13 protein-coding genes and 1 pseudogene are annotated in these 15,663 nt (G+C 69.7%); 9 read left to right on the forward strand and 5 right to left on the reverse strand.

Features of this window, described 5'->3' with window-relative positions:
• The first annotated feature begins 118 nt into the window (after window positions 1-118).
• Complete coding sequence (locus PBV52_RS39510) at window positions 119-511, forward strand: nuclear transport factor 2 family protein (RefSeq protein ID WP_274245410.1); 393 nt, start codon at window positions 119-121, stop codon at window positions 509-511.
• 455 nt (window positions 512-966) lie between these two features.
• Here the strand turns inward: PBV52_RS39510 and PBV52_RS39520 are convergent.
• Window positions 967-2,064: pseudogene (locus PBV52_RS39520) on the reverse strand (permease); the annotation flags it as partial.
• A gap of 319 nt (window positions 2,065-2,383) precedes the next feature.
• Here PBV52_RS39520 and PBV52_RS39525 point away from each other — a divergent pair.
• A complete protein-coding gene (locus PBV52_RS39525; protein WP_274245411.1) occupies window positions 2,384-3,007 on the forward strand; it encodes a DUF1326 domain-containing protein in 624 nt (207 codons plus the stop codon).
• Window positions 3,008-3,208: 201 nt separating this feature from the next.
• Here PBV52_RS39525 and PBV52_RS39530 read toward each other — a convergent pair whose 3' ends face one another.
• Entirely contained in the window at window positions 3,209-4,039 is an 831-nt protein-coding gene (locus PBV52_RS39530; RefSeq protein WP_274245413.1) for a DUF2182 domain-containing protein, read from the reverse strand.
• A 330-nt stretch (window positions 4,040-4,369) separates the two neighbouring features.
• Between PBV52_RS39530 and PBV52_RS39535 the strand changes: the two genes are divergently transcribed.
• The 4 genes from PBV52_RS39535 (at window position 4,370) to PBV52_RS39550 (ending at window position 11,350) form a co-directional block, all read left to right on the forward strand.
• A complete protein-coding gene (locus PBV52_RS39535) occupies window positions 4,370-5,026 on the forward strand; it encodes a DUF1326 domain-containing protein (RefSeq protein WP_274245416.1) in 657 nt (218 codons plus the stop codon).
• 117 nt (window positions 5,027-5,143) lie between these two features.
• The gene (locus PBV52_RS39540) at window positions 5,144-5,404 is read left to right on the forward strand and encodes a hypothetical protein (RefSeq protein WP_274245417.1); all 261 of its coding nucleotides are present in this window, start codon (window positions 5,144-5,146) and stop codon (window positions 5,402-5,404) included.
• Window positions 5,405-5,537: 133 nt separating this feature from the next.
• Entirely contained in the window at window positions 5,538-9,227 is a 3,690-nt protein-coding gene (locus tag PBV52_RS39545; protein ID WP_274245419.1) for an NB-ARC domain-containing protein, read from the forward strand.
• Window positions 9,228-9,961: 734 nt separating this feature from the next.
• The gene (locus tag PBV52_RS39550; RefSeq protein WP_274245420.1) at window positions 9,962-11,350 is read left to right on the forward strand and encodes an alpha/beta fold hydrolase; all 1,389 of its coding nucleotides are present in this window, start codon (window positions 9,962-9,964) and stop codon (window positions 11,348-11,350) included.
• A gap of 278 nt (window positions 11,351-11,628) precedes the next feature.
• Here the strand turns inward: PBV52_RS39550 and PBV52_RS39555 are convergent, their stop codons facing one another.
• Window positions 11,629-12,162 (reverse strand): GNAT family N-acetyltransferase, encoded by a 534-nt coding sequence (locus PBV52_RS39555; protein ID WP_274245422.1) that lies wholly within the window; start codon window positions 12,160-12,162, stop codon window positions 11,629-11,631.
• 41 nt (window positions 12,163-12,203) lie between these two features.
• Between PBV52_RS39555 and PBV52_RS39560 the strand changes: the two genes are divergently transcribed.
• The 3 genes from PBV52_RS39560 to PBV52_RS39570 all read left to right on the forward strand — a co-directional run bounded on the left by PBV52_RS39560 (window position 12,204) and on the right by PBV52_RS39570 (window position 13,568).
• Entirely contained in the window at window positions 12,204-12,413 is a 210-nt protein-coding gene (locus PBV52_RS39560; RefSeq protein ID WP_274245423.1) for a hypothetical protein, read from the forward strand.
• Window positions 12,414-12,436: 23 nt separating this feature from the next.
• Window positions 12,437-12,802, forward strand: a complete 366-nt coding sequence (locus tag PBV52_RS39565) for a hypothetical protein (RefSeq protein ID WP_306801459.1) — start codon at window positions 12,437-12,439, stop codon at window positions 12,800-12,802.
• 325 nt (window positions 12,803-13,127) lie between these two features.
• The gene (locus tag PBV52_RS39570) at window positions 13,128-13,568 is read left to right on the forward strand and encodes a VOC family protein (RefSeq protein WP_274245425.1); all 441 of its coding nucleotides are present in this window, start codon (window positions 13,128-13,130) and stop codon (window positions 13,566-13,568) included.
• Between the two features lie 159 nt (window positions 13,569-13,727).
• Here the strand turns inward: PBV52_RS39570 and PBV52_RS39575 are convergent, their stop codons facing one another.
• Both PBV52_RS39575 and PBV52_RS39580 read right to left on the reverse strand, forming a co-directional pair.
• Window positions 13,728-14,414, reverse strand: coding sequence for a hypothetical protein (locus tag PBV52_RS39575; protein ID WP_274245427.1), 687 nt, complete (start codon window positions 14,412-14,414; stop codon window positions 13,728-13,730).
• A 334-nt stretch (window positions 14,415-14,748) separates the two neighbouring features.
• Complete coding sequence (locus tag PBV52_RS39580) at window positions 14,749-15,600, reverse strand: MBL fold metallo-hydrolase (protein ID WP_274245428.1); 852 nt, start codon at window positions 15,598-15,600, stop codon at window positions 14,749-14,751.
• Window positions 15,601-15,663 lie beyond the last annotated feature (63 nt).

Here is a 15,663-nt window from a genome sequence, read left to right on the forward strand (position 1 = left end):
GTGGCGTCACTGTGGCCGCGCCGCGTGATGATGCGTCGCTCGGCCTGATGGCCCAGCGATGCCGAGCCATGGTGTGTCGCGCGACGTATGGTCCGTGGGGGGCCCGACGGAGGCACTGATGACCGATCACCCGAACATCGCTGTGTTCCGGCGCGTCATGGCCGCTTTCGCGGCAGGCGACATGAATGCGCTGGCGGAGGTCTTTCACCCCGAGGTGGTGTGGCATATCGGGGGCAGGAACCCCCTGGCGGGAGAGTACCGAGGGCGTGAGGACACGTTCGCGCTGTTCGGACGGGAGTTCCAGCTGACAGGCGGCACATATCGGCCGCAGCTCCACGATGTCCTCGCCAACGACGACCACACAGTCGCGCTGCTGCACGTCACCGCATCACGTGCAGGCAAGGAACTCGATATGGACTACGCCATCGTCTTCCACATCAGTGACGACAAGATCACCGAAGGTTGGGTGCTGACGGCCGACCCGCAGTCGTACGACGAGTTCTGGTCGTAGGCGCCGATGGCTGTGCCGGGCCGTGAGCACCGGGTGAGGTGGTCGAGCCGATTGCGAGACTTTGGCGCGGCCCTGTTTGAGCTGTTGCAGGGCGGATGAGCGGGACGCGGTCGCTCACCCGCCCGGGAGTGCGCGGGGCGCCGGGTCGGCGGGCTGCCGCGTGGCGTGGTAGCCGTCGGCGAGCCGGACCAGGGCGACGGCGCCGAGCAGGAGTCCGAAGTCGCGCAGGGCGATGTCGTAGCGGCCGGGAATGGTCAGGATGTTGGCGATGAGGCCGGCCGGCCAGCCAGCCCCCGAACCGCAGGCAGTTCATGAGCGATCCGTCTTCTGCCGCCGATCTGCTGACCTTCCTCGTCTATGGCGTGTACGTACGCTCCTGTGCCGGAGTCGGCGCCGAGGCGCTGCAGAAACCGTGGCCGCCGCACTGGAGTCGCAGGAGGGCAGGGCCCTCCGTGCGGGCCGCCGGTGCGCCAGAACCGTACGAGCAGGGCCGCGGCCAGCAACAGGAAGGCGATGTTAGAGCCAGGTCGTGTAGTTCCAGGTGATGCCCTCGTCAGGGATCTTGGCATCGGCCTGGTCGGGGATCAGTCCCAGGCCGCCGAAGACGAACTCGACGACATACCCGGCGACCGCCATCGCGGCAAAGAACGTGACCAGCAGGAAGGCGGCCATCCGGGCGCCGTAGTACTTCCGGTAGATGTTCAGGATCGGCAGGATCAGCAGGTCCGCGTAGATGAAGGCGATCACGCCGCCGAAGCTGATGCCGCCCTCCACAGCACGACCGCCAGTGGCACGTTGCCGATGGAGCACACGAAAGTGGCGATCGCGACGAGTTGTCCGACGAGCGGGCCGACCAGCTTGGCGGCGAGCGGATGGTCCTCCAGGAAGAAGGTGCGCCAGAACTCGTCCGGCACCCACGCGGCGATCGCGCCCGCGATCAGCAGCCCTGTCACCAGATCGCGCAGGACCGCCGCCCACTCCATGACGAAGATGTGCGCCACGGACGTGAACCCGTCCCGAGAGAACAGCCTGCGCAGGAAGCTGCCCGCCCCTCCCACCGACATGTCCATCACCGCGTGGCCTTCGATGGAGCCGGCCAGCCCATGGTCGGCATGCTCGCGGGCCTTGTCGAGGAGCCGTTGGCGCAGAAAGAGCCGGAACAACACGGCGAGTACGACGATCATCACCGGCCCGCCGACGAACTCCGCGGCGGTGAACTGCCAGCCCATCAACAGCGCCATGATGATGCCGAGTTCGATGACCAGATTGGTGGAGGCGATCTCGAAGGCCATCGCCGCGGTGAAGTCGGCGCCCTTGCGGAACAGGGAGCGGGCGAGGGCAACGGCCGCGTAGGAGCAGGAGGATGAAGCGGCGCCGAGCCCGGTGGACAGGGCGAGCGTGTGCGGGCGGTCGTCGCCGAGCAGCCGTACGACCGTCGACCGGCGCACCACTGCCTGTACGACGGCGGAGAGCGTGAAGCCGAGGATCAGCGCCCAGGTGACCTCCCAGGTCATCGACCCGGCGATGGACAACGCGTGCCCGATCGCGGCCATGGACCCACCCCGTCCCGAGGTGTTTCTGGTGTCGGACGAGACCTTACCCCTGGGGGGTATACCTTGCGCGCCCTCGGCGTGCCTACGCTTGGGGAGAAGGGGCTCACCGGGACCGAAATGTCGGCCCGCTGAGTGAGCCGGTCATGGAAGGGTCGTACGCCGCCACGGCGAGGGGCACGCCCGGGGGCGGGGTGTCGTGCGTTCGCGCCCCGCAGGCTGCTCGCTCCCCGCCGGTTGCTCGCTCCCCGCCCACCGCTTTTGGTGCCGTCGTCGTCCGCACGGCCGGGCGACGGTCATCGTCCAGCCTTCAGGAGCAGTCATGACGTGGAGTATTTCGGGCAACTACCTGGCTGGTTGCTCATGCGCAGTGGTCTGCGGATGCGCGGTCGACGCGATGCCGCACGACCCTCAAGGGCGCGAGGAGTGCCTTGGATGTGCCGCCTTCCATGTGGCCGAAGGGCACCTGGACGAGGTGGACCTGTCCGGCGTGGACTTCGCCCTGTACAACCAGTTCCCCTCTCATCTGACCGCGGGTAACTGGAAGGTCGGCTTCGTCATCGACGACGGGGCCAGCGATGCCCAGGCCGACGCGCTCGAACGCATCGTGTCCGGGAGCGAGGGCGGCGCGTTCGGCGAGCTCTCGCAGTTCTTCGGCGAGAACCTGGGCGTGGAGCGGGCGAGCATCTCCCTCACGGACGGGGAGACGCCCCGGCTCAGCGTCGACGGGAGGACGCAGCTCGCATTCGAGCCGCTGCGCGGGCCCGACGGGGGACCGACGAAGGTGAAGAACGCGATGTTCGGATTCGCGCCCGAGTTCACCATCGGCACCACCACCGGCAGCTCGCAGGCGTTCGGCCTGACCTTCGAGCCGGCGTACGGCGAAGTGTCCGAGTACACGTTCTCCAGCGAACAACCCGAGGGCGCGCCCACCGGGCGCGGGTAGAGGTGTAGAGGTGCAGTGCGCCGTCTCGTCGCACCAGGCCGGCACAGTGTTCTCCCTGGTTCACCAGGGTTCCGTCATCGCGTCCGGGGACGCCGACGCGGCCACGTCCGCGTGGCGGTGAACTTCGTAATGCCGTTCTGTGTGTCGAGCGCCGGGTACTTCAGCTGCCGAGGGCCACCTGGTGGGACGACCGACAGCCGGTCAGAGCGCCGCAGCCAGCATTCGGTCCATCGACGGACCCGACATCTGCAGACCCGGCAGCAGCCAGTCCTGGAACGGGGCCAGTACGGCCAGCACGAACAGGGCAACGCCCACCGCCCAGCTGAGCCAGGGACCGCCCCGCCACAGCTTCTCCAGAAAGATCACCGCCGCCAGTCCCGCCATCGCCGCCACATTCATCACGCCGAGCGGGATCAGGACGATCATCAGCCCCCAGCAGCAGCCGACGCAGTAGAGCCCGTGGTGCGCGCCCACCCGCAGATCCTTCGCCCACGGCCGGAACCGCGCGTACCGCAGCAGCTGGAACATCGGGCTGCGGCAGTGCCGCAGGCACACCCGCTTCAGCGGCCCGAACTGCTGAACTCCCGCGAGCAGGAAGGCGCCAGCACCGATCCAGCGCCCCGCCTCGGGGTGATCGTCGACCAGGTGGCCGGTCGCCGCCAGGGCCCCGTACACGAGCAGCCCGAACCCGGACCAGGCCAGCAGATAGCCGCCGACGAATTCCGTGAGGCGCAGCGCACGGACGCGGCCCGCGGTGCCGCGGTTGATCGCCTGTACCCAGGTGAGTGCCACGGGTGCCAGCGACGGCAGCATCATCGCCACCATCATGATCACCCACAGGAGGAGGAAGAGCGGAAGCGCGAGGCCCATGGTGCCCGGCTCCATCCCCATGTCGCGGGACTGCGCGGCCGTGAGCACCCACGCCAGAGCGGCGATCAGGGTCAGCAGGAACCAGCCGAGGGCAAGATCACGCCTCGGTAGCAGGACCCCCGGCCGGGTGGGCTCCGGTGGGGCGAGCCGGAGATGCGGCATGGCGTGCCTCCCAAGGATGCCCGCCGCTCCGGTGGCCGCGGCGAGCACTGTGAGGACATCTCCAGCAGAGCACAGAATCGCAGGCTTCAAAAGCGCATGACCGGGCCACGGGACACAACCGGCATGACAGTGCGGGCCTCCCGGTGCGGTTGCTGAGTGACCTTGGGGGGCGACTGCTGCACAGCGATGTGCTGTGACGTCACGGTTGCCATACGTGTGGGTGCGAGGGGCCCGCTCAGCCCCTCCCGCTTCCGAAGGGCTTCGCTTAGGCGTCGGCCAGGCGCACCCTGGAAGTGACGCCACTCCGTGAACTGGGAGAGGAGGAGCGAGATGGCTGAGCAGACCACCAGCAGCCCGCCCTGGCGCGTGGCCGGCGACTGGTTCGACACCTGCAAATGCGCCATACCGTGCCCGTGCACATTCGCCCAGCCCCCGTCCGAGGGCGATTGTGAGGGCGTGATGGCCTGGCACATACGTGAGGGACAGTTCGGGGATGTCCGGCTCGACGATCTGAATGTCCTGATGCTCGCGTCCTTCAGCGGCAACGTGTGGACCGGCGAGCACACGGACCCGTACGCCGCCGTCTTCGTCGACGAGCGCGCCGACGACCAGCAGCGCGCCGCACTCGGCGCGATCTTCGGGGGTGAGGCCGGTGGCTGGCCGCAACAGTTCGTCGAGGTCTTCGGACCCGAGATGCGCGGCATGGACGTCGCTCCGATCACCGTCGAAGTCGACGAGGACCTGGGGTCGTGGCGCGCCGAGATCCCCAGCCGGGTGAGTGCTCGTGCCGAGGCCCTCACCGGTCCCACCACGCCTGAGGGGGCGCGTGTCCAGGTCCACAACGCCCCCGGTGCCGAGGTCGGTCCGGGGCAGGTTGCCACCTGGGGCCGGTCCACCACCGACCGGGCGGACGCCTTCGGCTTCAGCTGGAGCCGAAGTGGCAAGTCCAGCAAGTACTTCCCCTTCGATTGGAGCGGCCCCGACTGATGTGCTCGAATCAGTCATCTGGGCCCACCCCGCCACAGCTTTTCGAGGAAGATCACCCGGGCCGAGAGGGCAGCGGCGGTCGGGTCGCCAGGCGGGCTGTCCTTCAGGGCCAGGCCCATGCCGGCGAGCTTCGCCGGCACCGCCACCGCCACCGCCCAGGGCCTCGACGGCCACGGCGACAAAGGTGGCCAGGGCGGGGACAAGGTCAGCGTCCTGCAGAGCTCCGACTGTAAGTCGCACGACCTGAACCCCGACGTCCTCGGCCAGGTCGGGATCCTCAACGGGCTGCTGGGCAACGGGCTCAACGGCGAGGGCAACGCCGGTGGGCAGGACGCCCACCTGGGCGCGGACATGGGCTGCAACAGCAGCGCCTTCTAGCGATCTGTGTGAACGAAAGCGGAGCGCCCGAGCACCCAGACGACCCCAGCGGAAACGCCGAAGTTGGGGGTGACTGTAGCCTTCGGCAATCGGCAGCAGCAGGGGATGCGGGCGGTTCCGAGGAGCGGTGCAAGTGACAGGCAGGCGGGTCATCGCGGTCGTCGTGCTCACTGTCACCACGGGTGTCACGGCGGCTCTGGCGGCGCTGGCGGGCAATGCGGCAAGTTCCCAGGAGCGCTGGCCAGGCGTTTTAGACGTGCTGCGTGGGCACCCGTGGCCATCGCTGCTGGCACTCACTTTCCTGGGCGTGCTGGCTGCCGTGGCGTTGTTCCGGGCGCAGGACCGTCCGGCTGCGGGGGCGGACGATCCGCCTCCGCCGCCGCCTGCGCAGGTGCCTGGCTGGGTAATCGACAGGGCGGAGAGCGACCGGGCCGTGGCTGAGGTGTGCGGAACGAGGCGCGGTGCGGTGGGCATCACCACGGCGCTGGAGGGCGCGGGCGGCTTCGGCAAGACCACGCTGGCCGGCGTGGTGTGTGCCGCTCCCCGGGTACGGCGGCGTTTTCGGGGCCGGGTGTATCTCATCACCCTGGGCCGGGAGGTGCGCGGGCGGGCCGCGATTGCCGCGAAGGTCGCCGAGGTCACGGAGTTCATCACCGGAGACACCCGCACCTTCACCGACCCGCAGGCGGCCGGGGCCCATCTGGGGCGGCTTCTGGACCAGCGGCGGCGTACCCTGCTGGTCCTCGACGACGTCTGGACGCCCGAGCAACTCGCCCCATTCCTGATCGGGGGCAGCCGGTGTGTGCGGTTGGTGACCACACGCGTTCCCGCCGTACTGCCGCCCGGGGCGGCGCGTATCCGGGTCGATGAGATGTCGCCCGCCCAGGCCCGGCAGGTGCTGACCTGGAACTTACCGGGCCTGCCTGAGGAGGTGGTCCAGGGCCTGTTGGGCGTGACCGGGCGGTGGGCGCTGCTGCTGCGCCAGGTCAACCGGCTGATCGCGCGGGAAGTGTCCACCGGGGTCTCTGCGGCCGATGCCGGCCAGGACCTGCTGTGGCGGCTGCGGCAGCACGGGCCGACGGCACCGGACGACCCGGGCACGGCGCTGGACCTGGATGACCCGCAGCAGCGGGCCAAGGCGGTCCGGGCGACCGTGGAGGCCGCCACCACCCTCCTGCCCCCCGGTGGGGACCAGCGCTTCGCCGAGCTGGGTGTGTTCGCCGAGGACGAGGCAGTCCCTGTCTCCCTGGCCGCCCAGCTGTGGCAGGCCACCGGCGCCCTCACCGCGGCCGAAGCGCGGCAACTGTGCCGCACCCTGGACGACCTGTCCCTGCTCACCCTCAACCCGGCAGACGGCGGCACGGTCAGCCTGCACGACATCATCGGCGACTATCTGCGCCGCGAACTCGGCCCCGCCCGCCTGGCCGCCCTGCACACCACCCTGGTGGACACCGTCGAAGCCGGCCTGCCCCCGGCCGACCCGCTCGCGCCCTCGGCACCACGGCCCGGTGCCGCCTGGTGGACGCTGCCCGACGGCTACCTGTCCGATCACCTCATCGCCCACCTGCTCGCTGCAGGCCGCTCAGCCCACGCCGAAGCCGTCGCCGGCGACCTGCGCTGGGTGGAGACCCGACTGCACCAGCGCGGCCCCACCGCCCCCTGGTCCGACCTGGACCAGATACCCACCCCCACCGCGGCCTCCCGAGCCCGCGACCTCGCCCGCATCAGCCACTTCCTCACCCCCGTCGAACCCGCCCACCTGTTGACCGCCGTCCTGTACAACCGCCTGGAACCCATGGCCGACTGGCACGACCAGGTCACCGCCCGGCACGACCAATCCGGCCAGGCGACCCTGACCAACCGCTGGCCCTCACCAGACCTGGCCGACCCCGCCCTGCAGCGCACACTGGCCGGGCACACGGCGTCGGTGAGAGCGGTGGCGATCGCCCCGGACGGCACCTGGCTCGCCACCGTCGGCGACGACGGCGGCCTGTTCCGCGAGGGGGAGGTGCGGATCTGGGACCGGGCCACCGGCACCTGCGCCAAGACCCTGACCGGACACACCCGCGGGGTGAATGCCGTGGCGATCGCCCCGGACGGCACCTGGCTCGCCACCGTCGGCGGAAGCAGCCTCTTCGGGCGGGGCGGTGTGCGGATCTGGGACCGGGCCACCGGCACCCGCACTGCCGGCTTGCACGGACACATCGGCGACGTGACGGGGGTGGCGATTGCCGCGGACGGCACCTGGCTCGCCACCTGCGACGACAGCATGCCAGGGGAGGTGCGGATCTGGGACCGGGCCACCGGCACCCGCACTGCCAGCTTGCGGGGACACCCCGGCGGGGTGAGAGGGGTGGCGATTGCCCCGGACGGCACCTGGCTCGCAACCGTCAGCGGGACGACGGTGAGGATCTGGGACCGGGCCACCAGCACCTGCACCAATACCCTGACCGGACACAGTCGCTTGGTGAGGGCGGTGGCGATTGCTCCGGACGGCACGTGGCTCGCCACCGGAGGTGATGACGGGACGGTGCGGATCTGGGACGGGGTGACCGGCACCTGTACTGACACGCTGACCGGACACACCGGCAGAGTGCAGGCGGTGGCGATTGCTCCGGACGGCACGTGGCTCGCCACCGGAGGTGATGACGGGACGGTGCGGATCTGGGACGGGGTGACCGGCGCCTGTACCAACACGCTGACCGGACACACCGGCACAGTGCAGGCCGTGGCGATTGCTCCGGACGGCACCTGGGCCGCCACCGGAGGTGACGACAGAACCGTGCGGATCTGGGACCGGCCTGCAAGCAATGCCACCGCCGCCGCCGGACGCGCCCACAGGGTGGATGTGGTGGCCGTTGCTCCGGACGGCACCTGGCTCGCCACGACCGGCACCGACGGGACGGTGCGGATCTGGGACGGGGCGACCGGCGCCTGTACTGACACGCTGACCGGACACACCGGCAGAGTGCAGGCGGTGGCGGTTGCTCCGGACGGCACCTGGCTCGCCACCGCAGGCACCGACAAAACGGTGCGGATCTGGCTGCGGGCGACCGGCACCTGCACCCACACCCTGACCGGACACACCAGCGAAGTGCAGGCCGTGGCGATTGCTCCGGACGGCACCTGGCTCGCCACCGGCAGCGGCGAGACGGTGCGGCCCGTGATTTACGGCCACACCAACAGCGGCGACATCCCACCCGGCGGGGAACTGCGGATCACGGACCGAGCCACCGATCGCGGCGAGATCGTCATTCCCGGCGAGGTACGGATCTGGGACCGGGCCACCGGCTCCTGCACCAACACGCTGACCGGACACACCGGCAGCTTGCAGGCCGTGGCGATCGCCCCGGACGGCACCTGGCTCGCCGCCGTCATCAACTCGGCGGTGTGGATCTGGGACCGGGCCACCGGCACCCGCACCAACACCCTTGGATACAACGGCTATGTGGACGCCATGGCCCTTGCTCCGGACGGCACCTGGCTCGCCACCATCGGCCACGACTACGACGTTCCCCGTGAGGGGAGAGTGTGGATCTGGGACCGGGCCACCGGCATCTGCACCCACACCCTGACCGGACACACCGGCGAAGTGCAGGCCGTGGCGATCGCCCCGGACGGCACCAGGCTGGCCACGACCGGCAGCGACGGGACGGTGCGGATCTGGGACTGGGCACGGGAACACCCTGTCGTCCAGGTACGGACGGACGACTCCCTGGCCGCCTGCGCCTGGACTCCCGAGGGCCGAGGCCTGATAGTCGGCGGCGCTCGAGGACTGTATTTCTACGACTTCCGTCCCGGGGCACCCACTCGCGGCAATTGACCTGTGATCCGTGGCAGCCGACGGCCGGCGGTCGGGTTTGAACACACGGTGTCCATGTGCCGTGACGGGCCGGAGAATTGGCGGGTGCTGTCCCGGGCTCGGGTCTGACTCATGAGGCCTTTGACCGGGGTGTCTTGATCACACGGCGTCGACCGTTGGCCGGGGATGGTGCGTTGCCGGTGCCGGGCTGGCGGGGTGTGTCTCGACAGGGGCTTGCCGGTCAATCAGGCGTCATCACGATTCCGACCGCCCGAAGCGGCCCGGTGCCGGCAGCGCGATGCGCCCAAGTCGGGCGCCGGGCCAGTGCAGATCGCCCGGGCCGTGTCGGCGTGTGTGGTCGCAGGGAGCGTGGTGGAGCCAGGAGCCAGGCGCCTCCTGCCTCCAAGTCCTATGACCGCGTGGGGACATGGGCGGCTGGCGCCGCCCCCGCGCGCCGATGTGCCACCTGTGCACCCGTGCGCGGGGCGCTCTCTACGTGCCTGCTGGGCACGCTAATGAGCGTCGGCTTCACCCGCGTCCAGCGGCAGGAGGTTTGGGCATGGCAGCACCGCGCATGACTCAGCGACACAGAGGGATCCTCCTGAGAATAGGCGTACTGGCGGCCTCGGCGGGGCGCGGGCGACGGGCGTGGAACGGGGGATGGTCCGGGGGGGGGATGGCCCGGGGCCCGGACGAGGTGGGTCCTGCTGGGCGTCTGCCTGATCATGAGTGCCTTCGGCTCCAGCACGACATCGATGGCCGTTGCCACCCAGCCGTCGGCCCAGCAATGCGACGAGGTGCCGACCGGCGTCGCCGCCCGCGATCACTGGCTGCGGTTCAGGGTGCCGCCCGGGCTCATGCCGGACCCTCAGTTCGACGGGCGCCCGGCGAGGATCCAGGTGCATCGCGTCCAGCCGGTGTACGCGAACGGCAAATGCCCAGGAGTGCCCAACAGGGCCGCAGTGCTGATCCACGGCCGCAGCGTCACGGCCTCGCCAAGCTTCGACCTGCGCCACCGCACCCCGGAAGGTGGCTCGCTCAGCATGCAGGACGGCCTCGCGCGGGCGGGAATCGACACCTTCGCCCCGAGCCTGCTTGGCTACGGCCACTCGACGCGCTTCGACGAGGGCCTGAACGATCCCGGCAACGCGAGCCTCAGGCCCTACCTCGCGGACGGAACTTGTCCGCACCCCGAGGGGTGCGACCGCACCCACAACCCGATCTTCACCCTCGATCAACAGGGGACCCTCCTCATGCCCAATCCGCTGGGCGAGGAGAGGCGCGCACACTCAAGCAATCACCGCTTTGCGGGCACCGACGTCTGGGTACGCGATATCCGCCAGGTCATCGACGACGCCATCACGCGCGCGCAGCCGACGGACGGCAAGGTCACTCTTCTCGGCTATTCGCTCGGCGGGCCGCGCGTCGGGCGGACGCTGTACGCAGCCAACCCCAACCCGCTCCTCCCCGGAAGCGCCGACGTCATCGCGAAGGTCAACCGGGCCGTGTTCATGTCGTCGCTCTTCGGTGGTCCGACTGAGGAGACGGAGCCCTCGGCGGGCTTCGTCACGTTCCCGCTGACGCTCGACCGCCGCCCGAGGGCACCGGTGCTGCCGCCGGATCGCGAGGCCGAGTGCACCGGGCGGGTCGTCCCCGGCAGCCAGGATCAGTTCTGGGAGCAGATCATGGAGCAGGACACCGAGGGGCGGAACTGGGGCGGGGACGAGCCCGGCAACCCGACCGGCCTCAACCGCTCGCCGACGTTCTCCAGCTACGGCTGGAACACCGCCGTCGCGGGGCAACTGACCCCGCCCACACTGGTCATCCACGGTCTCGACGACGCCACCGCGCTGCCGGCCAACGCGCCCGCCATCTTCAACGCGCTCCCGGCGTCGATGACGAACAAGGTGCTCGTGCAGCTCCAGTGCGCGAGCCACCAGATGCAGATGGAGGGCTGCTCCGGCCCGCGCTGCACACCGGAGTCCGGAACGCCCTACGGCGAGCGCCCCGGCGAACCATGGGCCGGCCCCCATGCCACGGTCAAGGCGGCGCTGATCGAGTGGATCAGGAGCGGGACCTTCAACGGCGCCGCGAACGGACAGTTCACCGTCGACGAAAGCGGCGTGGCCAGCGCCAGCCCGTAGAGCGCCCCCGGGCTCTCGGTTGACAGCGGTGGAGCTTCGCACGAGAGAACAGAAGCACCCCCTGCGGGCCACCTACGACACTCATGCGGGGCACTGAGTGTCGTAGGTGGCCAGCTGAGCGTTCGGCTGCTCCGCCTGCACGGTGATCTGGAGACGGCTCCCCTCTACCCCTTGGCTACAGCTGGCGGACGCTTACGTCTCCGGGCACATGGGAGCACAGGACGAGCAGCCGTACTCGTGAGCCCGCTCGCCTGGGTGTCTACTCCGTGGCGACCGGTTCACGCCTGGAATTCGGTGAGATCGATGGTGTGAACGCGCAGCGGATAGCCGTACACCGGGTGCGCCGTCTCTCGCTCCGGCACCATGCCGAGCTTGCGGATGACGTTCTCGGAGGCGTCGTCACCGACCTGGCTAATGCTGATGACGCAGTCGAGGCCGCGGTCCTGGAGTGCGAACTCCAGCGTGGCATGGGCGGCTTCGGATGCGTATCCCTGGCCCCAGAACTGTGAGCCGAGTCGCCAGCTGATCGCCACGGCGGGCAGTACCTCCGGGAGGAACTCGGGCACGGACAGACCCGTGAAGCCGGCCAGCTCACCCGAGGCCAGCAGCTCGACGGCAAAGAGTCCGAAGCCTTCCTCGTCCCATTCCTCCTCCCAGCGCTCGATGGCCTCTGCGGTGTGGTCCAGGTCGCGCACCGAGCCGTCGTCGATCCAGCGCATGACCCGCGGGTCCGCGTTGATGTCCGCCATGGGCGCGAGGTCGTCGTCATGCCAGCGGCGGAGGAGGAGGCGGGGTGTACGGATCTCGGTCATGGCGCTCATCCTGCCGAAGGCAACGGCCTCGTCGGTAATCGGTGCAGCACCGACCGGACTGCCCACGCGTTCACCACGTCCATCGCGGGATACCGGCCGGTGCCGATCTCTTCTCCGTCCGTTTCGCGTGTGGCGGCGAGCAACTCGGGGAGCGCGGCGGCGTCCGGCCCGTCGCCGACTGGACACTGGAACGCCTCACCGCCTGGCGCCACGAGACCGCACGGCCCGAACCCGCCGTCGCCACGCACTGATCCCGTACGACCCGGCAGGAGACATGAGCACCCTCGCAGAAGACCTCGCGCCCCTCCCGGACGCATCCACCGTCGTGGCAACCGCCCGGATACGGGCCGCCCACAACGGCCGCACCACCACCCTCCCTGTGCTCAGCAGCGACGGCCCCTTCCACCTCCAAGGGCTCCGCCCGCGTGGCGGCCTGGCCCGTGTCGACGTCATCGGCGCCATGAGCGGCCCCCTCGGCGGCCCCCACCCCGCCTGGGACGGCCCGGCCGTGATGGGATCGCACCGCGCCTGCGGCCAACTCCTCGTCGTCGACCCGTCCCTCGCCCACCCCCCTGACCGGCCCGGCACTCCTCGCCACCGCGGTGGCCGACACCGCCACCCGGCTACGACACCTCCTTGACGAGGCACTGCAACAAGCGCTCACCCCGTAGCAGCAGTCCAATCGACGCCGTGCCCGCGTTGGGTGGACACCCGTCGTGTCCTGGGCGGGGAATCCCCGGTGACCCACCTCTTCGCCGTGTCGGCGAGTCTCCGGCAGCGGCTCGGCCTACCTCCAAACACCTGTCGCGTTCCCTGAGACGAGTGGACGTGGCGAGGGGTGTCGATTCCGTCCCAGGGGCATCAGCGGTCACCATCGGCCGTACGAGGAAGAACACGAGGAAGAACACGAGGAAGAACACGAGGAAGAACACGAGGAAGAACACGAGGAAGAAGGAGAAACCAGCATGGCGATTCAGCGGATGGACAACGTCGGCATCGTCGTCGAGGACCTGGATGCCGCCGTCGCGTTTTTCGTGGAACTCGGTATGGAGCTGGAGGGCAGGGCGGAGGTCGAGGGCCTCGTCGCCGATCAGTGCACCGGACTCGACGGCGTCCGCTGTGACATCGCGATGGTCCGGACCCCGGACGGTCACAGCCGGCTCGAGCTGGCGAAGTACCGCAGCCCCGCGGTGATCAGCGCCGGGCCGCGCAACCGGCCGCACAACGTTCTGGGCACGCACCGCGTCATGTTCGCCGTCGACGACCTCGAGGACACCGTTGCCCGCCTGCGCCCTCACGGCGCTGAACTCGTCGGCGAGATCGCCCGGTTCGAGGACAGCTATCTGCTCTGCTACCTCCGCGGCCCGGAGGGCATCATCGTCGGACTGGCCCAGCAACTGCGCTGAGGAGGAGGAACCGAACCACGCAGCCGAACGGAGGCCATGAGATGGACGCAGGGCCGCCGTGGTCGGCCCTGCCCGCGGGGTCCGCTGGAGAGGCCCCACGGGCAGCTGCGCCAACCGGGGCAGCTGGGGGCGCGTTCAACTGGTCGGACGGCGATGTTGTCAGCGGCTGGTGTCGTAGTCGATGCCGCCGTGGTGGAAGGTGGGGATGACGGGCCAGTGGCGGCGCCAGGGGGCGAGTTCTGAGGAGGGGAGGATCTGGAGCCAGCGTGGGTCGCGGGGTGAGGGGTCGGCGAGGGTCTTCTCGATGACCATGGAGTCGTATTGGTCGATGGCGTCTTCGAGGGTGTTGGCGTTGGGGACGACTTCGCGCCGGAAGCGGCGGTGGTAGGCCCTGATGCCGGGGATTCTTGACTGGCCGGGTTGCCAGTTGTCGGCGGAGATGCCGTTTTCGGAGGAGACCCAGACGCCGTCGGGGGTGTTGAGGCAGAGGGAGTGGTTGCCGTCGATGTGGCCGGGGGTCCAGATGATCGAGACGCCGTGGCCCAGTTCGATGTCGCCGTCGGTGACGGCCAGTCTGCCGGGGTCGATGCCGTCGGTGCCGTCCTCGACGTACCAGGCCCATTGCATGGGGTGCAGGGAGTCGAAGGTCGCGAGTTCGGCCCGGTGGGCGATGAGCCGGGCGTTGGGGAAGAGGGGGGGGATCCGGCGGACGTGCGGTGAGGCGTCCTTCGCCGCACTGTGCGGGGTCAGCCCCAGGACTCCGCGGCGCCTGCCCGCAAATAGTCCACGCCGGGCGGCGCTGCCGCGAGTGCCCGCCGCGTGGCGAAGCCCCTTCCGAGGACTCAAGTCAGGCGTGCTCCGCCACATGTTCGATCCGGTCGAGCAGTCGGTGGTGTCGGGCGGCGTGGGCAAAGTCGGGCATGAAGTTTTCCCAAGGCCCGCGGCAGTGGCGACGACGCTCCTACACCGCCTCACCCACACAGCAGACCTCCTTGCCATGGCTCGCCCGCTGGCCGGTCTTCGAGGGCGGCGGACTTCGCCTGGCCAGCCGTCGTGGGCCTCCGGAAGGGTCGACCGCCTGAACAGCGCGACCCTGCGCGTACCACGGGTCGGTGATCGGCTGTCAGCCGGACGCATGGTGCAGACCACAGTGGCACGGGGCCGAAGAAGGCGTGTCGCGTCAGCCCTTCACCGAACGGGCCGAGCCCCACAGGGCGCCCGGGTTGACCCGGTCCGGATGGATCTCCAGCATCGCTTGGTAGAGCTCCTCAGTGGAGGCGGTGCGCGCGACGCAGTCCTCGAAGTCATCGATGTAGGCGCGGGTCTCGGCGAGGATGCCCGGGGAGTCGGGCCGGCCGGGACGCTTGTGCCCCGCCACGACATGGTCGGCTCCGAGGCCGGCAATCACGCCGAGCGCCTCCTTCCACGCCTTGCGGCCCTCGCTCGGCGACTCGGCGAGATAGAGGTGCACGTCGTTGTAGGCGGCATCCCCGGCGACCACGAGCCCGATGGACGGGACGTGCAGCGCGGTCGTGTCGTCGGTGTCGGTGTGACCGAGCGGCACGACCGTCAACTCTCGGCCCTCGAGTTCGAGCACCTGGTCCTTCATGGGGTCGGCTGCCACGAGGCGGTCCGGGATCTGGCCCGGGAACCTCGCGTTCCAGAAGCTCTCGACGAAGCTCGGCTCCATCTGCTTCGCCATGTGCTCGACGACCGCCGGCGTGGCGACCGCTCGGGCGTTCGGGAAGCGCTCGAGGAGGGTCGCCAGCCCGAACCAATGATCTCCGTGCCCGTGGGTGATGTAGACCGTCGTCAGATTCCGGTCGTACGCTTCCACCCATTCGGCGAGCGCGACGGCTTGCTGGACCGTCATGACCGGGTCGACGAGTACCGCGTCCCGCTCGCCGTAGACGAGCGTCGAGGAGATGGGCGACCACATCCGCCGCTCCACACCGGGCGGCAGATCACTGATCTCTGTGGGGATCGAGGGTGAGATGTGGACCGCGTATCGAAGGTCCTTCTTACCGGCCAAGGCCGACTCCTATCGTTTAGTCGTCATGGGGCCCGTGCCCCGCGGTCGAGGCGGCCGTGTTGG

The organism is Streptomyces sp. T12 (assembly GCF_028736035.1).
Classification (GTDB): Bacteria; Actinomycetota; Actinomycetes; order Streptomycetales; family Streptomycetaceae; genus Streptomyces.